The organism is Actinokineospora diospyrosa (assembly GCF_024171925.1).
In the GTDB taxonomy this organism is placed as follows: domain Bacteria; phylum Actinomycetota; class Actinomycetes; order Mycobacteriales; family Pseudonocardiaceae; genus Actinokineospora; species Actinokineospora diospyrosa.
Genome location: NZ_JAMTCO010000020.1, coordinates 114,875 through 132,660 on the forward strand (window position 1 = coordinate 114,875; position 17,786 = coordinate 132,660).

14 protein-coding genes are annotated in these 17,786 nt (G+C 72.2%); 7 read left to right on the top strand and 7 right to left on the bottom strand.

Annotated features, from left to right (window positions below; translation table 11 throughout):
• Positions 1 to 45: 45 nt before the first annotated feature.
• The gene (locus LV75_RS32750; protein WP_253891278.1) at positions 46 to 1,665 is read right to left on the bottom strand and encodes a DAK2 domain-containing protein; all 1,620 of its coding nucleotides are present in this window, start codon (positions 1,663 to 1,665) and stop codon (positions 46 to 48) included.
• Between the two features lie 189 nt (positions 1,666 to 1,854).
• Between LV75_RS32750 and rpmB the strand changes: the two genes are divergently transcribed.
• Positions 1,855 to 2,046, top strand: coding sequence for a 50S ribosomal protein L28 (gene rpmB / locus LV75_RS32755; RefSeq protein WP_018682090.1), 192 nt, complete (start codon positions 1,855 to 1,857; stop codon positions 2,044 to 2,046).
• A gap of 290 nt (positions 2,047 to 2,336) precedes the next feature.
• Here rpmB and LV75_RS32760 read toward each other — a convergent pair whose 3' ends face one another.
• From LV75_RS32760 to LV75_RS32780, 5 genes are all read right to left on the bottom strand, one after another.
• The gene (locus LV75_RS32760) at positions 2,337 to 3,887 is read right to left on the bottom strand and encodes a coiled-coil domain-containing protein (RefSeq protein WP_253891279.1); all 1,551 of its coding nucleotides are present in this window, start codon (positions 3,885 to 3,887) and stop codon (positions 2,337 to 2,339) included.
• 102 nt (positions 3,888 to 3,989) lie between these two features.
• Positions 3,990 to 4,616, bottom strand: a complete 627-nt coding sequence (locus LV75_RS32765; protein ID WP_253891280.1) for a DUF6230 family protein — start codon at positions 4,614 to 4,616, stop codon at positions 3,990 to 3,992.
• A gap of 47 nt (positions 4,617 to 4,663) precedes the next feature.
• A complete protein-coding gene (locus LV75_RS32770) occupies positions 4,664 to 5,278 on the bottom strand; it encodes a hypothetical protein (RefSeq protein WP_253891282.1) in 615 nt (204 codons plus the stop codon).
• Entirely contained in the window at positions 5,275 to 5,700 is a 426-nt protein-coding gene (locus LV75_RS32775) for a DUF6114 domain-containing protein (RefSeq protein WP_253891283.1), read from the bottom strand. Before LV75_RS32775 ends, LV75_RS32770 begins: the two co-directional genes overlap by 4 nt.
• 10 nt (positions 5,701 to 5,710) lie before the next feature.
• Positions 5,711 to 6,418, bottom strand: a complete 708-nt coding sequence (locus tag LV75_RS32780; protein ID WP_253891285.1) for a DUF6230 family protein — start codon at positions 6,416 to 6,418, stop codon at positions 5,711 to 5,713.
• A gap of 313 nt (positions 6,419 to 6,731) precedes the next feature.
• On the opposite strand from LV75_RS32780, the gene lepB reads away from it, so the two are divergent.
• The 6 genes from lepB to LV75_RS32810 all read left to right on the top strand — a co-directional run bounded on the left by lepB (position 6,732) and on the right by LV75_RS32810 (position 17,065).
• The gene (gene lepB / locus LV75_RS32785; RefSeq protein ID WP_253891287.1) at positions 6,732 to 7,286 is read left to right on the top strand and encodes a signal peptidase I; all 555 of its coding nucleotides are present in this window, start codon (positions 6,732 to 6,734) and stop codon (positions 7,284 to 7,286) included.
• 60 nt (positions 7,287 to 7,346) lie between these two features.
• On the top strand, positions 7,347 to 8,573 hold the full coding sequence (locus LV75_RS32790; protein ID WP_253891289.1) for a S8 family peptidase: 1,227 nt from the start codon (positions 7,347 to 7,349) through the stop codon (positions 8,571 to 8,573).
• A gap of 173 nt (positions 8,574 to 8,746) precedes the next feature.
• Positions 8,747 to 9,886, top strand: coding sequence for a discoidin domain-containing protein (locus LV75_RS32795; protein ID WP_253891291.1), 1,140 nt, complete (start codon positions 8,747 to 8,749; stop codon positions 9,884 to 9,886).
• Between the two features lie 209 nt (positions 9,887 to 10,095).
• Complete coding sequence (locus LV75_RS32800) at positions 10,096 to 13,470, top strand: pyruvate carboxylase (protein WP_253891292.1); 3,375 nt, start codon at positions 10,096 to 10,098, stop codon at positions 13,468 to 13,470.
• Positions 13,471 to 13,774: 304 nt separating this feature from the next.
• On the top strand, positions 13,775 to 16,072 hold the full coding sequence (locus LV75_RS32805; RefSeq protein WP_253891294.1) for an ATP-binding protein: 2,298 nt from the start codon (positions 13,775 to 13,777) through the stop codon (positions 16,070 to 16,072).
• A gap of 186 nt (positions 16,073 to 16,258) precedes the next feature.
• A complete protein-coding gene (locus LV75_RS32810; RefSeq protein WP_253891295.1) occupies positions 16,259 to 17,065 on the top strand; it encodes an MBL fold metallo-hydrolase in 807 nt (268 codons plus the stop codon).
• Between the two features lie 139 nt (positions 17,066 to 17,204).
• Here the strand turns inward: LV75_RS32810 and LV75_RS32815 are convergent.
• On the bottom strand, positions 17,205 to 17,786 hold a 582-nt coding region (locus LV75_RS32815), incomplete at its 5' end, for an IS30 family transposase (protein ID WP_253891297.1).

The window sequence follows — 17,786 nt, forward strand, 5'->3', positions numbered from 1 at the left end:
CACCCACCTGCCGGGTGCATTCTGTCGTCACCCACCGACAGCCCGTCACTCAACACCGAAGATCACCACCGGCTCGCGCTGGCCGCCCCGGTGCACGGTCAGGTCGGCGTCCGGGCGTTCGCGGCGCAGGTGCTCGGCCACCGCGGCGGCCACGCCGTCCGGGGCGTCCCGGCCGACCAGCGCGGTCACCAGCTCACCACCGGCGGCCAGCATCCGCTCGACGACCCCGATCGCGGCCCTGGCCAGCACCGCGGGCTCGGGCGGGCCCGGCTCGATGAGCACGACCTCCCCGTCGGCGAACCCGAGCACGTCCTGGGCCCGGCACGGCCCCACCCAGGTGATGCCGTCCTCGGCGGCGATGAGGACCTCGCCGCGCCTGGTCGCCGCGGCCGCCTCGGCCATCGCCACCACGTCGTCGCCAGCGCGCCTGCGCGGGTCGTGCACCGCGATCGCGGCCAGCACCTGCACCGGTGACGCGCACGGCACCACCACCACGTCCTGCCCCGCCGCCACCGCCCGGATCGCGGCCTCGTCGGCGACCGCCATCAGGCCAGCGTCGCCGGGCAGCACCGTCACGTGCGCCGCGGTGGTCCCGGTGATCACCTCGAGCAGCGCGTACGGGTCCGGGTCCGCCGACCGCAGGACCGCGACCCCCTCGGCCAGCAGCAGCTCCGCCAGGTCCGCGTCCCGCACGGCGGCGACCACGGCGCGGTCCCTGGCGAAGCGCTCCGGCGCGCTCGCCGGGGCGTCGGCGAAGCGGGCCACCCGGATCCGCGTCGGCCGCCCCGCCTCGATGCCCGCCTCGATGGCTGCGCCGATGTCGTTGCAGTGCACGTGCACGGTCCACAGCCCGTCGCCGTCGCCGACCACCGACACGCAGTCGCCGAGGTGGTCGAGCTCGTCGCGCAGCCCGTCGGCCGCCGCGTCGTCGATGTCGCGCAGCAGGTACATGACCTCGTAGGCGTACAGCTCCGACCCGCCTTCCCTGGCCGTGACCAGGGAGGCGCCCACCGGTTCGGTGGCCCGCGCGCGCACCGCGGCCACCAGCGCCGCGGGCTGCTCGGCGATCACCGCCACCAGGGCGTCCAGCAGCACGACGACCCCGCGACCGCCCGCGTCCACCACCCCGGCCTCGGCCAGCGCGGGCAGTTGGTCGGGAGTCCGCTCCAGCGCGGCCGCCGCCGCCTTGGCCGCCGCCGCGGCGACTCCGTGCAGGTCAGGCCCGCCGTCGGCGGCCGCGGCGGCGTCCAGCACGGTGAGCATGGTCCCCGGGACCGGGTCGGAGACCGCCGCCCCCGCCCGCTCCGCACCCGAGCGCAGAGCCCGCGCGAGGTCGGGCCCGGTGATCACGGCCCGCCCGCGCAGCGCCTCGGCCATCCCGCGCAGCACCTGCGAGGCGATCACCCCGGAGTTGCCCCGCGCCCCGGCCAGTGCCCCCCGCGCCGCGACCCCCACCGCGGCCCCGGCGTCGGCGCGCTGCTCGGCGGGGGCCCGCAGCAGGGCCTCCAGCGCCGCGCGCAGCGTGTCCAGCAGGTTCGACCCGGTGTCCCCGTCGGCCACCGGGAAGACGTTGATCCGGTCGATGCCCGCCCGGTGCGCGTCGAGCGACTGCGCGCAGGCCGCCACCCACCGGCGCACCTCCGCCGCGTCCAACGCCTCGAGCACGTCCACCTCCAACGGTTCCCGCGAGGGTAGCCCGCAGGCTCGCCCCGGTTTGGAGGCGCACAGGCGCACCGGTTACCCTGTCCCGAGCGCCTGGGCACGCCTGGGCTCTCGTACGTGCGTCCGCGAGCGGTTGTTCGTCAGGCGAACGGGATCGACGCGGGTATTACCAAACGTGAAGGAGTGTCTGACGTGGCTGCCGTGTGCGACGTCTGTGGCAAGGGGCCAGGCTTCGGCAAGTCGGTCTCGCACTCGAACCGGCGGACCAACCGCCGCTGGAACCCGAACATCCAGACCGTGCACGCTCGCCTGGGCATCTCCCAGCGCAAGCGCCTCAACGTGTGCACCTCCTGCCTCAAGGCGGGCAAGGTCGTCCGCGGCTGACGTTCGGCGAGTCACCACAGTTCACCGGTGAGGCCGGTCCCCTTCCCAGGGGACCGGCCTCACCGGCATTCCCAGGTCGACGCCGCGCCTAAGCCGCGGCGCGCCAACAGGCGGCGCCACGGTTGCCGCCAGTGGCAGCCATGTTGGTCTTCTGACGGGCGCCCACCTCGGTGGGTGTTGCGCCCAGCTTGTGGCTGTCTGACTCAGCACCGGCGATCCGGTGCCGGGCCTCTGGCATGGCAGTGGGGCGGCACCTGTACCCGGTGCCGCCCCACTGGTGTGTCCGCGTGTTAGCGGGCGCCCGCCTTGGCGGGGGTGCCGTTCTTGGCGGCCGCGGTCTTGGCGCCGAGGCTCTCGGTGAAGTGCTGCCGCGCCTCCTCCAGCACCGCGAAGGTGCTGGCGACCTGCTCGGACACCCGGCGCTCGAAGGCGTCGGCCTGCTCGTGGCGGGTGGTGGCGTCGGCGAGCTTGGCCTCGGCATTGGCGACCAGGTCGCCCGCGTGCTTCTCGGCGCTCTCGCGGTTGGCCTTGATCTCCGCGTCCGCCTTGGTGCGCGCGTCGGCGAGGGTCTTCTCGGTGTCGGCCTTCTGCCGCTCGGCGTCGGCCACCAGCTTGGCGGCGGCCTTCTCGGCCGCGTCGCGCTGGGTCTTGATGTCGGTGTCGGCCTTGGTGCGCGCCTCGGCGAGGGCCTTCTCGGTGTCGGCCTTCTGCTTCTCGGTGTCGGCGACCAGGCGGGCGGCCGCCTTCTCCGCGGCGTCGCGCTGGGTCTTGATGGCGGCCTCGGCGCTGGCGCGCTGGTCGGCGAGGGCCTGCTCGGTCTCCTCGGTCTGCGCCAGCAGCGCGGCCTCGATCGCGGCGGTCTGCTCGGCCAGGTTGGTCTCGACCTCGGTCGTGCGGGCGGCCAGCGTCTGCTCGACCTCCTCGGTCCGCTTCGCCAGCGCGGCCTCCGCGGCGGCGCGGGTCGCGGTGAGCTCGCGCTCGGCCTGCTCCTCGGCGGCGGCGCGGCGACCGGCGGACTCGGTGTCGAGCGCCTCGCGGGCGGCCAGCGCCTCGGTGTCGAGCTTGTCGCGGTGCGCGGCGGCCTCGTCGTAGAGCTGCGCGATGCGCGCCTCGTTCGCCTTGGCCTGCTGCTCGATCTCGGCGCGGGCGTCGGCCATGAGCTTCTTGTGCTCGCCCGCGAGGGTGGCCCGCATCGACTCGTACTCGGCGTCGAGCTCGGCGTGGTTGCGGGTGTAGTCGGCCTCGAGCTGCTTGCGCCGCTCCTCGAGGTCGGCGATCAGCTTGTCGTGCTTGGCCCTGAGGTCCTTGGCGTAGGCGTCGGCCTCGCCGCGGGTCTTGGCGGCGGCCGCGTCGGCCTGCTTGGCGGTCTTGCCCGCGTACGCCTCGGCGTTGAGCCGGGTCTGGGCCGCGTAGTCGTCGGCGGCGGTGCGCGTGGCCGCCGAGTACCCGTCAGCCTCCTTGCGGGTGTTGGCCCCGTAGCCCTCGGCCTCGGCGCGGGTCGCCGCGCCGTAGTCGTCCGCCTGCCGCTTGAACTCGGCGATCTCCTCCTCGGCCAGCTGCATCATCAACCGCACCCGCTCGGTCATGCCCTCGGTGCTGTTGGGGTTGGCGCTGATCCGGTTGAGCCGGGTCGTGGTCTCCAGCAGTTGCTGCTGCAGCGAGCCGAGCGACTTGGTCAGCTCGGCGACCTTCGACGCGGCGTCGTCGCGGCCCTTGGCCGCGTGGCGCAGGTCGTAGGTGAGGCGGGTGACCCGTTCGTTGACCTGCCGGGGGTTGTACCCGCGCAGAACGGTGTCGAAGTGCGGAAGTCGGTCGGTGGACTCGGCGTCACCAGAGGGCATTGCCCCACTTTAGTATGACCGCCTCGGGAGTGAACCCGCCGGAGTAGTTAATTCTCAGCGTAAGAGACGCCCCCGGCTGACCACCACGCCGGGGGACAGCGGTTACGGATTGCCCTGCGGTGCCACCGGTGCGCCACATTGCGCCCTGCCACGCTCCATCCGCAACGCCAGGTTGGGGATGCGCAACGGCCGCGGGATCGACATCACCGCGATCTGTCCTTGCACCTGGCGGAATTCCGCGAATGTCGCATCGATCCCGATCCGGTGTTCGCCAGCCGGAACGCGAAGCGGATTCGGTACGGAATTCCCCGCCCCGTCCTTGATCGTTGTGACGTCCTCGCCTGGCACGCCGATTTTCACCACGCCGTCCATGTCCAGCGCGCCGGTCGCCGACACCACGTCCAGTTCGACGTTCTCGGTCTGGATCTCCCAAGTGGACCGGTTGCCGTCGCCGCCGGTGATGTAGACGGTGAACCAGGTGCCGAGGACCTGTTGCTGGAAGGACAAGCACAGTTCGTTGAGCCTGCCCTCGGCGAACCCGAGCCGCCCGACCCGCACCGCGGTCGTGCTGCCGTCGGCGTTCTGCCGCGTGACGTCGCCGACCGACAGCCCGAAGTCAGTCCCATACAAGCCACTGGTGGAAAGTGACAAAGCGCCGCCTTGGACCACCACCTCCGCGGCGAGCGCGCCTTCGGCCACACGTACCCCGAGCACGCCCGCGACGGCCAACGCCGGTAGCGCCAACACCGCCGCTTTGCGCCAGTGCGTGCGGCCCCTCACGAGGTGCCCTTGCTGGTGACGGACAATGACGCACCGGGCAGCCGTACCGGATTGTCCCTACCCGAGGTGGGGGACGGGTTGAACGCTTTCAACGCGTAGAGATCCATCCGCACGTCGCACAGGTGCACGCTTAACGAAATACCGAGGCTCAGCAGCCACGCCGCGGGCAGCACGCACAGCAGCAGCGGGCTCGACGCGTAGAGGTTGTTCGCCCAGAGGTCGGTCTGCATCTGCTGCCCGGCCGAGTTGGTGCCACCGAGTTGGGTCGTGCCGCTCGAGCCGAGGGTGAGCGCGTAGTTGGTGCGGCTACCGTCGGAGATCGTCAGGTCGTCGAGGGTGAGCGCGCGGAAGGTGTAGTGCGCGGCCTGGAACGAGACGCCATTGGCGTCCACGATCGTCTCGGTGCCCTTGTACTGGATCGATGCCGCGTACCCGGCGCGCGCGGTGACCTTGAGCGGTTTGTCCTTGGGCGTGGTCAGGAATCCGATCTGAGGCGCGGGTGCGGGCGCGGCGACAAGAGCGGCCTCGGCGCGCAGATAGGGCAAATCGGGTACGACAGCGCTACCGGCGATCAACGCGAGTGCCGTGCCGAACGCCAGCGCCCGCTTCACGCGACGGCCTCGACATCCGACACGTCCTCTTCGGACCGCTTGACCCGCTTGGGACCCCACCCGAAGGTCATCGACCCGCCGAGGATGCCCAGCAGCATCCCGACCAGGAACCCGCCCAGGTTCGACGCCACCAGCGACGCCAGCGCGAACAGCACCCCGAGGAACCCCGCCAGGTGCCGCGACCGCGGCGCGAACCACGCGCACAGTCCGAACAGGACCAGCCCGCCGCCGAGCAGGTACCCGGCGATGCCGCCGAACCCGGCCCCCAGCACCACCGAGATCGGCGCGAAGGTCAGCGACATGATCGCCCACCCACCCAGCAGCATCCACAGACCGCCCCAGAACGGGCGGGTGCGCCGGAAGTCGGTGAACCAACGCCACCCGGACCCGACCGCGGGCCAGACCGCTTTAAGAGTCGTCATCTCAGCTCCCTCAGCAGTTGACCGTGCCGGGCACGATCCCCAGGTTCAGCTTCGGCAGCGTGATGTTGCCGCTGATCTCGGCGGTGTAGGCGTCGGCGGTCAACCCGGTCACCTGCACCACGCCCGCTTCCAGTCCGAACGCGCCGACAGTGCCGCCGTCGAGCGGTTGGCCACCCATCTGCACTTGGTGCGCGGTCTTGCCCAGCACCATCTCCGAGAATTGGCTCTGCGTGCCCTGCACCGCTTTCGCCTCAAGGATCAGGTTGTAGGCATCGATTACGTCCGGTCCACCGTTAGGCGTGCCGTCGACAGGTGAGCCCGCGTTGAGCTTGAGCGTGTAAGGCAGCCCGAGGATCGTCTGGTGGATCACCGCGCACAGGCCGTCGAGCTTGGCCGACTGGAAGCCCGCGCGGGCCATCGCCTCGCCCTTGCCCGCCTGGGTGCCGTCCGCGAGTTGCCTGCTGTGCAGGAACGCGGCGAACCCGCTGCCGTTGACCTGGTCGGAGCGCAGCGTGAACGGCTGCCCGGACACGAAGAAGTTCGCCGCTAGCGCGCCCTGGGCCATCGCGACCCCCAGTGCCGCCGCGACCGCCGCCGCGGGCAGCGCCACGGCGGTGCTGCGGCCCCAGCGGGTGCCCGACCGCGGCCCGGCCGCCGCCGCGCGCATCCGGTCGTTCCAACCGCGCACGGCGGACAGGCGGTGCTGGGGGTGGGCCATCGGCGCTCCCGACTGTGGTGGCTGGCCGTGGCCCAAGACCCGCGCTGACCTGCGCGGGAACGCGTCGGCCCCGGTGGTCGGGACACCATGGCAAACGCCGGGGGGCAGCGACAAGGGGCCGTTCGCACTACAACGTGACCTCGGGTCACTGTTACTTCGACGTAACAGCTACGGTGCGTGAGATCGGTTGACAAAGATTGCGAGCGATCTCAATGGTCAGCGCCGCGCGGGCAGGTCGGGGCGAACGTGACGATCACGGCGGGTGTGACCGTGTGTGTTTATGTAACGTTTTGATAAGTACTACCGTCAGGTAATGTCTCGGCGCATGCGGGTCCGGGTCTGGCGGGTGGTCGGCGTGGCCGCGGGGGTGCTCGCCGCGCTCGTCGTGGTCGCTGTCGTCGCCGTCGCGGTGCTCGCCGTGCCGGTGTCCGGCGGCAGCATGGCCCCGACCTACCTCGACGGCGACCGCCTGCTGCCCGCCCCGTTCCTCGGCCCCGACGACGTCGAACGTGGTGACGTCGTCGAGACCCGCTTCACCGCGAACGGCCCGCTGGTCATCAAGCGCGTGATCGCCACCGAGGGCGACCGCGTGCGCATCGATCCCGGCCCGGTGGTGCGCGTCCTGCCCGCGGGTGAGACCGAGTGGCGCGTCGTGCCGACCGCCGCCGACTGGGGCGCGAAACCGGTCGCCTGCTGCGGTCCGGACGGCATGGCCACCACCGCGGCGGAAGCCTTGGTGCCCAACGGGAAGCTGTTCCTGCTCGGCGACAACCCCGGCGGGTCCGACGATTCCCGCACCTGGGGGTGGGCCGACCGCGACCTGGTCCGCGCGGTCGTCTGGACCAGGGTGTGGCCGTTGGCGCGCTGACCGGGGGCCGGCAACTGGTGAACCTTGCCGCCCGGGCGCGGCCCCAGTACCGAATTCGAAATGGACATCTCCCAGCGAGAACGGTTCCACCGCGTTCCCGGGCGGTTCACGAAGGCCGGTTTATCCGTCGCCTGCCTCGCCGCCGTCATCACCACTTCTCTCGTCACTACAGCTGTCGTCGCCACAGTTGCCGTCGCCACACCCGCCGCCGGTAGCGCCGCTTCCACCGATGGTTACGTCGTCGTCCTCCACCCCACCGCGACCGCCGACCACGGCACCCGGGTCACCGCCCTCGCGGGCCGCTACGGCGCCCAGGTCGACCGCCACTACACCGCCGCCCTGTCGGGTTTCTCCGCGCGCCTGACCAAGTCCGGCGCCAAGGCGCTCGCCGCCGACCCGTCGGTCGCCCACGTCGTCCCCGACAGCCCCGTGCGGGCGTACGGCGACCAGCTCAACCCGCCGTCCTGGGGCCTGGACCGGGTCGACCAGCGCAAGCTCCCGCTGGACAAGCACTACCGCTACGCGACCCCCGCCCCGAACGTCACCGCGTTCATCCTCGACACCGGTGTCCGCGCCACCCACGTCGACTTCGGTGGCCGCGTCCGCGGTGGCCGCGACTTCGTCGACAACGACGACAACCCCGACGACCAGCACGGCCACGGCACCTTCCTCGCCGGGATCATCGGCGGCAAGGAGTACGGCTTGGCCAAGGGAGTCACCATCGTCCCGGTGCGGGTGCTGGACAAGAACGGCTCCGGCAGCGTTTCCGGTGTGATCGCGGGGATCGACTGGATCACCGCCAACGCGCACGGCCCGTCCGTGGTGAACATGAGCCTCGGCGGCCCCGCGAACGCCGCGCTCGACGCTGCGGTGCGCGGCTCCATCGCCGCGGGCACCACCTACTCCGTCCCGGCCGGGTCCTCCGGTGGCCAGGCGGGCAACGTCTCGCCCGCCCGGGTCACCGAGGCCATCACCTCGGCGAGCATCAACCAGTCCGACTGCGCCTACCGCAGTTCCAACTCCGGCCCCGCCGTCGACCTCTACGCCCCCGGCGTCAACATCGTCGGGCCGTGGATCACCGCCAACGACGCCAAGGCCACCCTGAGCGGCACGTCCTTCGCGGCCGCCCACACCAGCGGTGCCGCGGCGCTGCGGTTGGGGCAGCAGCCGACCCTCACGCCCGCGCAGGTGCAGGCGGCGCTCGTGCGGTCCGCGAGCCCCGGGGTGTGCGAACTCCCCGCGAACACAGCGGATCGGATCCTCTACACCGGACCGTCGCGGGACTGAGCCAGTCGTCGGCACCGACACGGCCGTCCGGGTGAGGCCCCTGGCGCGGCCGCGTCGGTGCCGGCAGCATCCCCGCGGGCGCGTCCGGCCTGGGGGCCGAGCCGCGGACGCGTCCACCGCCCGCCGCACCGCCAGACCCGGGACGAGAGCCGTCCCGACCGAGAGGACCCACCGTGCCCCCAGGTGGCAGACGGCCCCGCGTCGCCGTGCCCCTCGCCATCGCCGCGCTGACCACCGTGGTCGGCGCCGCGCTAGGCGCCACCCCGGTCCCCGCCTCGGCCGACCCGGAACCCGACCGCATGGCCCCCCGGCGGTCCGCACGGGAGGCACCCGCGGAACTGCCCGGCGCCGTGGCCCGCTTCTGGGCCGCCTACGCGGGCCGCGGCGACATCCGCAAGAGCGCCGCGATCGTCGACGCCCTGCTGCGCGTGGAGGGCCCGCCCGCCGACCCGGTGCGCCGGGCCGTGCGGGTGCTCGTCGCGCACGCGGTCGGCGACCAGCGGCGCGCCTGGTGCGAGCGGCTCCTGCTGCTCGGCGTGCCGGTCCCGCCCCGCCACGCCGCGTTCGTCGCCGCCGCGCTCACCGCGTCCGACCGCGCGTTCGGCCTGGCCAAGCCCGAACCGGTGTCGACGGCGCCGACCGCCGCCTACGCCGACCACGTGCCCGCCAGGATGGCCGACGGCGACACCGCGACCTTCTACTGGTCCGGCGGCGCGCCCCGGCCGGGCACCCAGTTCGTGCTCGACCTCGGCCGGGTCCGCCCGGTCGAGGGCGTCGCGGTCGCCATGGGCACCTCGAGCAGGCCGAAGGACTTCCTGCGCGCCGGGGTGCTGGAGGGCTCGGTCGACGGCGTCGACTGGGTCACCGTCCGGCAGCTGCCCGGGCGGGCCACCGTGACCGCCACCCTCGGGCCGGACCCGCGTGATGTTCGTTACCTGCGGCTGCGCGCCACGGCGGGCCAGCGGCACTGGCTGGCGGTGCGCGAGGTGTCGGTGCTGCCCGGCCCGACCGACGTCGCCACCGACGGCGACGCCACCACCGCCTACCGGGTCACCGGCGAGCCGCTGGTGGTCAACCTGGGCGCCGCCCAGCCGGTCGAGCGGATCGTCGTGCTCGCCGACGCGGGCACCCGCCCCGGCACCCCGATCCAGGTCCGCGACCCGGCGGGCACCTGGCGGACCGTGGGGCGGATCGCCGGGCAGTACACCGACGTCGCCGCGCGCGGGCTGGTGGCCGAGCAGGTGCGCGTGCAATTCGGCGCCGACTCGACGGGGACCGCGGTTCGTGAGATCGTGGTCCGGCCCGCGAGGTGAACGCTCGTTAATCGACGCCGTCGAGCTTTCGCCGCCGCGGTGTGCGCGGGAACCGGAAATCTTCCCAGCGGCGCGCGTCCTGGGCGCAAAACCTAGAATGCTGATCGATCAGGATGGCGCCCGTCACGTGGGACAACGCTCCCGACGCGTGGGACATCCACGATATTCTCCGGCGACCGACTTCTCCAGGTAGCAGGAGGTAACCGGGCATGTTCCGCAAGGTGCTCGTCGCCAACCGAGGCGAGATCGCCATCCGGGCGTTCCGAGCCGGGTATGAACTCGGCGCTGGGACAGTCGCGGTCTTCCCCTACGAGGACCGCAATTCCCCGCACCGGATGAAGGCCGACGAGGCCTACGAGATCGGTGAGCCCGGCCATCCGGTGCGCGCTTACCTGTCGGTCGAGGAGATCATCAAGGCCGCCCAGAAGGCCGGGGCCGACGCCATCTACCCCGGGTACGGCTTCCTGTCGGAGAACCCGGAGCTGGCCGGGGCGTGCGCCGAGGCGGGCATCACCTTCGTCGGCCCGAACGCCGCCATCCTGGAGCTCACCGGGAACAAGGCCCGCGCGATCGCCGCCGCCAGGGAGGCAGGTCTGCCGGTGCTGCGCTCCACGGCGCCCTCCACCGACGTCGAGGCGCTGCTCGTGGCGGCCGAGGAGATCGGCTTCCCGATCTTCGTCAAGGCCGTCGCCGGTGGTGGCGGCCGCGGCATGCGCCGGGTCGAGGAGGCCAAGGCGCTGCGCGAGTCGCTCGAGGCCGCGATGCGCGAGGCCGAGTCCGCCTTCGGCGATGCCACGGTGTTCCTCGAGCAGGCCGTGCTCGACCCGCGCCACATCGAGGTGCAGATCCTCGCCGACGGCGCGGGCAACGTGATCCACCTCTACGAGCGCGACTGCTCGCTGCAGCGGCGCCACCAGAAGGTCATCGAGATCGCGCCCGCGCCCAACCTCGCCCCCGAGCTGCGCGACCGCATCTGCGCCGACGCCGTGGCCTTCGCCCGCCACATCGGCTACCAGAACGCGGGCACCGTCGAGTTCCTGCTCGACACCCGGGGCAACCACGTCTTCATCGAGATGAACCCGCGCATCCAGGTCGAGCACACGGTCACCGAGGAGGTCACCGACGTCGACCTGGTGCAGTCGCAGCTGCGCATCGCCTCGGGCGAGACGCTGACCGACCTCGGCCTCACCCAGGACGACATCTACCTGCGCGGCGCCGCGCTGCAGTGCCGGATCACCACCGAGGACCCGTCCAAGGGCTTCCGCCCGGACACCGGCATGATCAGCGCCTACCGCTCGCCCGGCGGCAGCGGCATCCGCCTCGACGGCGGCACCGCCGCGGGCGCCGAGGTCAGCGCGCACTTCGACTCGATGCTGGTCAAGCTCACCTGCCGCGGCCGCGACTTCGCCGCCGCGGTGCGCCGGGCCAAGCGCGCGGTCGCCGAGTTCCGCATCCGCGGCGTGGCCTCCAACATCCCGTTCCTGCAGGCCGTGCTGGACGACCCGGACTTCGTCGCGGGCCGGGTCACCACCGCGTTCATCGAGCAGCGCCCGCACCTGCTCACCGCGCGCAGCTCCGCCGACCGCGGCACCCGGCTGCTGACCTACCTCGCCGACGTCACCGTCAACAAGCCGCACGGCGCGCGCCCCAAGGTGATCGACCCCAGGGAGAAGCTGCCCGCGGTCGACCTCACCGCGGCACCGCCCGCGGGCACCAAGCAGAAGCTGGTCGAGCTCGGCCCGGAGGGCTTCGCCCGCTGGATGCGCGACAACAAGCGGGTCGGGGTCACCGACACCACCTTCCGCGACGCGCACCAGTCGCTGCTGGCCACCCGGGTCCGCACCAAGGACCTGCTCGCGGTGGCCCCGCACGTGGCCCGCAGCACCCCGGAGCTGTTCTCGGTGGAGTGCTGGGGCGGCGCGACCTACGACGTGGCGCTGCGCTTCCTCGCCGAGGACCCGTGGGAGCGGCTGGCCGCGCTGCGCGAGGCCGTGCCCAACATCTGCCTGCAGATGCTGCTGCGCGGGCGCAACACCGTCGGCTACACCCCGTACCCCACCGAGGTGACCGACGCGTTCGTCCGCGAGGCGACCGACACCGGCATCGACATCTTCCGCATCTTCGACGCCCTCAACGACGTCGAGCAGATGCGCCCGGCGATCGAGGCGGTCCGCGAGACCGGCACCGCCATCGCCGAGGTCGCCCTCTGCTACACCGCCGACCTGTCCGACCCGGCCGAGCAGCTCTACACGCTGGACTACTACCTCAAGCTGGCCGAGCAGATCGTCGGCGCGGGCGCGCACGTGCTGGCCGTCAAGGACATGGCTGGCCTGCTGCGCCCGCCAGCCGCGGCCCGGCTGATCACCGCGCTGCGCAAGGAGTTCGACCTCCCGGTCCACCTGCACACCCACGACACCGCCGGTGGGCAGCTGGCGACCTACCTGGCCGCCATCCAGTCCGGTGTGGACGCCGTGGACGGCGCGGTCGCGTCCATGTCCGGTACCACCTCGCAGCCCTCGCTCTCGGCGATCGTGGCCGCCACCGACCACAGCGACCGCGAGACCGGGCTGTCGCTGCAGGCGGTGTCGGACCTGGAGCCGTACTGGGAGATGGTGCGCCGGGTGTACGCGCCGTTCGAGGCGGGCCTGCCCTCGCCGACCGGGCGCGTCTACCACCACGAGATCCCCGGCGGTCAGCTCTCGAACCTGCGCACCCAGGCCGTCGCGCTGGGCCTCGGCGACCGGTTCGAGGACATCGAGACGATCTACGCCGCCGCGGACCGGATGCTCGGGCGCCTGGTGAAGGTCACCCCGTCCTCGAAGGTCGTCGGCGACCTCGCGCTGCACCTGGTCGGCGCGAACGTCGACCCCAAGGAGTTCGAGGCCGACCCGGGCCGCTTCGACATCCCGGACTCGGTCGTCGGTTTCCTGCACGGCGAGCTGGGCGACCCGGCCGGTGGCTGGCCGGAACCGTTCCGCAGCAAGGCGCTCAAGGGGCGCCCGGCGCCCAAGGGCGTCGCCGAGCTCACCGAGGCCGACCGCACCGGGCTCGCCGAGGACCGCCGCGGCACCCTCAACCGGCTGCTGTTCCCCGGCCCGACCAAGGAGTACCTGGCCCACCGCGACCAGTACGGCGACACCAGCGTGCTGGCCAGCAAGGACTTCTTCTACGGGCTGGAGCAGGGCAAGGAGTACGCGGTGCACCTCGACCGCGGCGTGACCCTGCTGCTGGAGCTGGAGGCGGTCGCCGAGGCCGACGAGCGCGGCATGCGCACCGTGCTGGCCACCCTCAACGGGCAGCTGCGGCCGATCCAGGTCCGCGACCGCTCGGTGGCCGCCGACCTGCCCGCCGCCGAGAAGGCCGACCGGTCCAACGCCAACCACGTCGCCGCCCCGTTCGCGGGCGTGGTCACCCTCGCGGTGGCCGAGGGCGACGCGGTCGAGGCGGGCGCCACGGTCGCCACCATCGAGGCGATGAAGATGGAGGCCGCGATCACCGCCCCCAAGGCGGGCACCGTCGGTCGCCTCGCGATCGGCGCGGTGCAGCAGGTCGAGGGCGGCGACCTGCTGGTCGTGCTGCGCTAGGGCAAACTGCCGGTCCGCACCCCACCACCCCCGGGACGATCACGGGGGCGGTGGGGTGCGGCCGTGTCCGGGAAACTACGTACGCGCGACGTGATGTGCCTCCCAGCGCCCGCGGAAACCGCAGGACAGCGGGGGTGGCGCCGGATGCGCGCGGTCGCGGCGGTGGAGTGGGTCTCAGGTGCGGAGTAGACATCCCGATGTCGGGTGCGGAAGTGCGGGTCGCCCGCTCCCAGCCCGTTGTGCGCACATGGGGGTGGGCTGCGGCGTCGGGCGGCCCGCCCGGTGCTCGGCTTAGGGTGGCCGGGTGGCCACTGGGGACGAGCTGACCGCGGCGCGGCGCGTTCCGGTCTCGACGTTCGTCGGCCGGGACCGCGATCTGCGCGCGCTCGCCGACCGGGTGCGCGCGACCAGGATGCTGACCGTGCACGGCCCCGGCGGGGTCGGCAAGACCGCGCTGGTGCAGCGGATGGTCCGCGAGTACCCGGTGCCGGTGCACTTCGCCGACCTGACCCAGGTCACCGATCCGCGCCTGCTCCCGACCGTCCTCGCCGACTCGGTCGGGGTGCGCGACCACTCCGCCCGTCCGCCGCTGACCGCGCTGCTGGAGCACTTCGGGGCGCACGCCGCGCTGCTGGTGCTGGACAACTGCGAGCACATCGCCGCCGACGTGGCCGACCTGGCCGCGGCACTGCTGGCGGGCGCGCCCGCGCTGCGGGTGATCGCCACCAGCCGGATCGCGCCGCTGCACGTGCCGGGGGAGCGCCTGTACCGCTTGGAACCGCTCGCCCTGCCCGCGGTGGGGGCGCGGCTCGACGAGGTGCTGGCGACCGACTCGGTGCGGCTACTGGTCGACCGGGCGTGCGAGGCCACCCCGGACTTCACCGTCACCGACGCGAACCTGGTCGACGTGGTGCACCTGGTCCGCAGGCTCGACGGTCTCCCGCTGGCGATAACGCTGGCGGCGGCCCGGTTGCGGACGCTGACGGTGAGCCAGTTGGCGTTGCGGTTGGAGCGCGCGTTCTCGGTCCTGGCCTCCCGTCGGCGCGACATCGCCCCGCAGCACCGCGCGCTCACCGGGGTGCTCGACTGGACCCACCAGCTCTGCGACGAGGCCGAGCGGCTCGCCTGGGACCGGCTGTCGGTGTTCGAAGCGGGCTTCGACCTCGACGCCGCCGAGGCGGTCTGCGCGGACGGCACGGTGATCACCCGCGACCGGGTGCTCGACCTGGTCGACGGTCTGATCCAGAAGTCCGTCCTGGACCGGTGCGGCGACGGCGGGGTCGCCAGGTACCGGATGCTCGAGACGACCCGGCAGTACGCCGCCGACCGGCTCGCCGAACGCGGCGAGACCGCGGCCGTGCGCGACCGGCACCTGCGCCACTACCACGACTTCGCGACAACGGCGGCCCGCAAGTGGTTCGCCCCCGGGGAGCGCGAGCTGAGCTGGGTGACCCGCGCGGTCGCCGAGTTCGCGAACCTGCGCGCCGCCATGCAGTACGCCAGCGACACCGGTGGCGAGACCGCGGTCGCGGGCCTCGGCATCGCTGCCGGGTTGGCTGGCCTGCGCGTCTGGTTCTTCCGGGGCACGATCCGCGAGGGCTACCACTGGCTCAACCAACTCCTGGCCGTGCAACCCCCGTCCTCCCCGTTGCTGCCCCGGATCGAGGCGGCCGTCAACGCCTGCTGGATCGCCGTGTGCATGGGGGACAAGGCCCGCGCCGACGCCGCCCTGGCCCGGTGTCAGGCCATGGCGCCGCGCGACCCGGCCACCGCCTTCGCCGAGGGCACCCACCGCCTGGTGATCGCGGGCGACGCCGCGGCCATCCACCAACTCGCCCGCGCCCGCGCCGAACTCGCGGCCGCGGGTCGCACCGGCGCCGCCCACATGGCTGGCCTCTTCTGGGGCATGGCCACCGCGTTCCTGGGCTCCCCTGCCGAGGCCCGCGCGGTCAGCACCGAGATCCACACCGAGGCCCGCGCGCACGGCGCCGCTTGGGCCACCAGCTGGACCCGCTGGGTCCAGGCCCTGACCGAACTCCGGCACGGCTCACCCACCCGCGCCGTGGCGCTGTTCCGCCAGTCCCTCGTCGAACAGCGCTCCTGGGACGAGCGGTGGGGTGCGGTGTGGAGCGTGCACGGCATCGCCTGGTCACTGGCCGCCGCCGGGGAGCACGCGCTGGCCGTGCGGGTCCTGGGCGTGAGCCACACCTCGCGCGCGGCCACGGGCGTGCAGATCATCGGGATGATCCCGTTCGGCGAGGTGCACGCCGAGGTCGAGCGGGTGTGCTTGCGGGCACTGGGGTCCGCCGGGTACCGCGCGGCCTTCGAGGCGGGCGCCGCCCTGACGTTGGCCGCCGGGCAGCGGGCGGCACTGGGCGAATCGTCCGGTGTGGACGACCCCTGGGTGGAGGTGACGGCGCGCGAACGGGAGGTCGCGGAGTTGGCCGCACAGGGGTTGAGCAACCGGGAGATCGCCGAGCTGCTGCGGATCGGGGTCCGCACGGTGGAGACGCACGTGCGGCGGCTATTACCGAAACTGGGCCTGCGCAGGCGCGCGCAACTGGCCCGGTGGGTCGCGGATCAAGAACTCCGCGGCGCCTGAGCCCCGCTGGTCTGTTTGTCCACAATGCCCCCGACTGTCCACACCCCGACTTTTCACCCAGCCGGATTGTCGGTGCCCGCCCCTAGGCTCTGCGATCGGGGGCTCTTCATCCAGTTGATCATGTTCGCGCTGGTGAGCGGCCCCGACGGGTACGAGCGGTCGCAACCACTAGCGATAGGAACGCCGATGCTGACTCAGGTCGCCGAGGGTGTGCTGGTCCACGAGAGCGAGTTCCTCCAGAGCAACGCGGTCGTGGTGCAGGGGCGGGACGGGGTGCTGCTCATCGACCCGGGGGTGCACGAGCACGAGTTGGTCGCGTTGGCGCGCGACCTCCGCGAACTGGGTCAGCCGGTTGTGGCGGGGTTCTCGACGCACCCGCATTGGGACCACCTGCTCTGGCACGCCGATCTTGGCGCGGCGCCTCGGTACGGGACCGCGCGCTGCGCGGCGACTGCTCGGGCGCGGTTGTCGGGGCCGGGGTGGCAGGACCGCGTGCGCGGGGTGGTGCCCGCGGACATCGTGGAGCGGTTGGCGTGGGATCTGTTGGGGGACATCACGGGGTTGCCCGCGGGGGCCACGCATGTGCCGTGGGATGGGCCTGCGGTGCGGATCATTGAGCATGATGCGCACGCTGCGGGGCATGCCGCGTTGGTGATCGAGGAGCGGGGGGTGCTGGTCGCGGGGGACATGTTGTCGGATGTGTTGGTGCCGATGCTTGATTTGAGCGGGGCTGAGGATCCGGTGGGGGATTATCTCGCTGCGTTGGTTGCGCTTGAGGGTGTTGAGGGGGTGGGGGTTGTTGTGCCGGGGCATGGGGGTGTTGGTGGGGCGGTGGTTGAGCGGGTTGAGCGGGATCGGGCTTATGTGGTGGGGGTTCGGGATGGGGTTCGGGATGGGGCAGTGGAGGATTCTCGGGTGGGGCCGGGGGCTAAGGCTGGGTGGGAGTGGGTGGGTGGGGTGCATGAGCGGCAGGTTGCTGCGCTGAAGGGGTGAGGGCGGGGGAGCGGCTCGGCTCGCCTGCGGCATCGCGAGCCGGATCGGACGCCTCGTTGCCTAGCGGCAAAATCGGGCCCGATCCGCGGCAGTGCGGTCGGCTCGATGGGGCGAACTTGTTTTGCGCGGGGCCTTGGTTTCAGGTGATGGGTGCGCCACCGTGGTTGATCAGTAGTTCGTTCATCTTCTCGGTGGGTGACGCCCAGTCGAGGGTCATGCGGGGTCGCCCGTTGAGTTGTCGGGCGACGAAGTCGAGATGGGCTTGGGAGTGGACCGACAGGTCAGTTCCCTTGGGAAAGTACTGACGCAAGAGCCCGTTGGTGTTCTCGTTGGTTCCTCGCTGCCAAGGCCAGTGCGGGTCACAGAAGTAGACGGGCATCCCCGTGGCGATGGTGAACTTCGCGTGGTCGGCCATTTCCCTGCCTTGGTCCCAGGTGATCGAGTTCTTCAGGAACCCCGGAAGATGTGACATGCGGTGGGTCAACAACGCCGCGACCCGATCGGCGGCGCGGTCGTAGGGGACGCGTTGCAGCATCACGAACCGGGTCTGTCGTTCCACCAACGTCAGGATCTGGGATTTGCAGGCGGAGCCGAGGATGAGGTCGCCTTCCCAGAAGCCGGGCACCGCCCGATCCTCGGCTTCTTTGGGGCGTTCGCTGATGGTGACCATGCCGACGATCGTGTCGTGACGTGCGGGTTTGCGTGACGGTGACATCCGTCG

Excerpts from the sequence above, each read along its gene's own strand:
- LV75_RS32800 (WP_253891292.1), top strand. The coding sequence starts at position 10,096 with ATGTTCCGCAAGGTGCTCGTCGCCAACCGAGGCGAGATCGCCATCCGG.
- lepB (WP_253891287.1), top strand. The coding sequence starts at position 6,732 with ATGTCTCGGCGCATGCGGGTCCGGGTCTGGCGGGTGGTCGGCGTGGCC.
- LV75_RS32810 (WP_253891295.1), top strand. The coding sequence starts at position 16,259 with ATGCTGACTCAGGTCGCCGAGGGTGTGCTGGTCCACGAGAGCGAGTTC.
- LV75_RS32790 (WP_253891289.1), top strand. The coding sequence starts at position 7,347 with ATGGACATCTCCCAGCGAGAACGGTTCCACCGCGTTCCCGGGCGGTTC.
- LV75_RS32760 (WP_253891279.1), bottom strand. The coding sequence starts at position 3,887 with ATGCCCTCTGGTGACGCCGAGTCCACCGACCGACTTCCGCACTTCGAC.
- LV75_RS32775 (WP_253891283.1), bottom strand. The coding sequence starts at position 5,700 with ATGACGACTCTTAAAGCGGTCTGGCCCGCGGTCGGGTCCGGGTGGCGT.
- LV75_RS32780 (WP_253891285.1), bottom strand. The coding sequence starts at position 6,418 with ATGGCCCACCCCCAGCACCGCCTGTCCGCCGTGCGCGGTTGGAACGAC.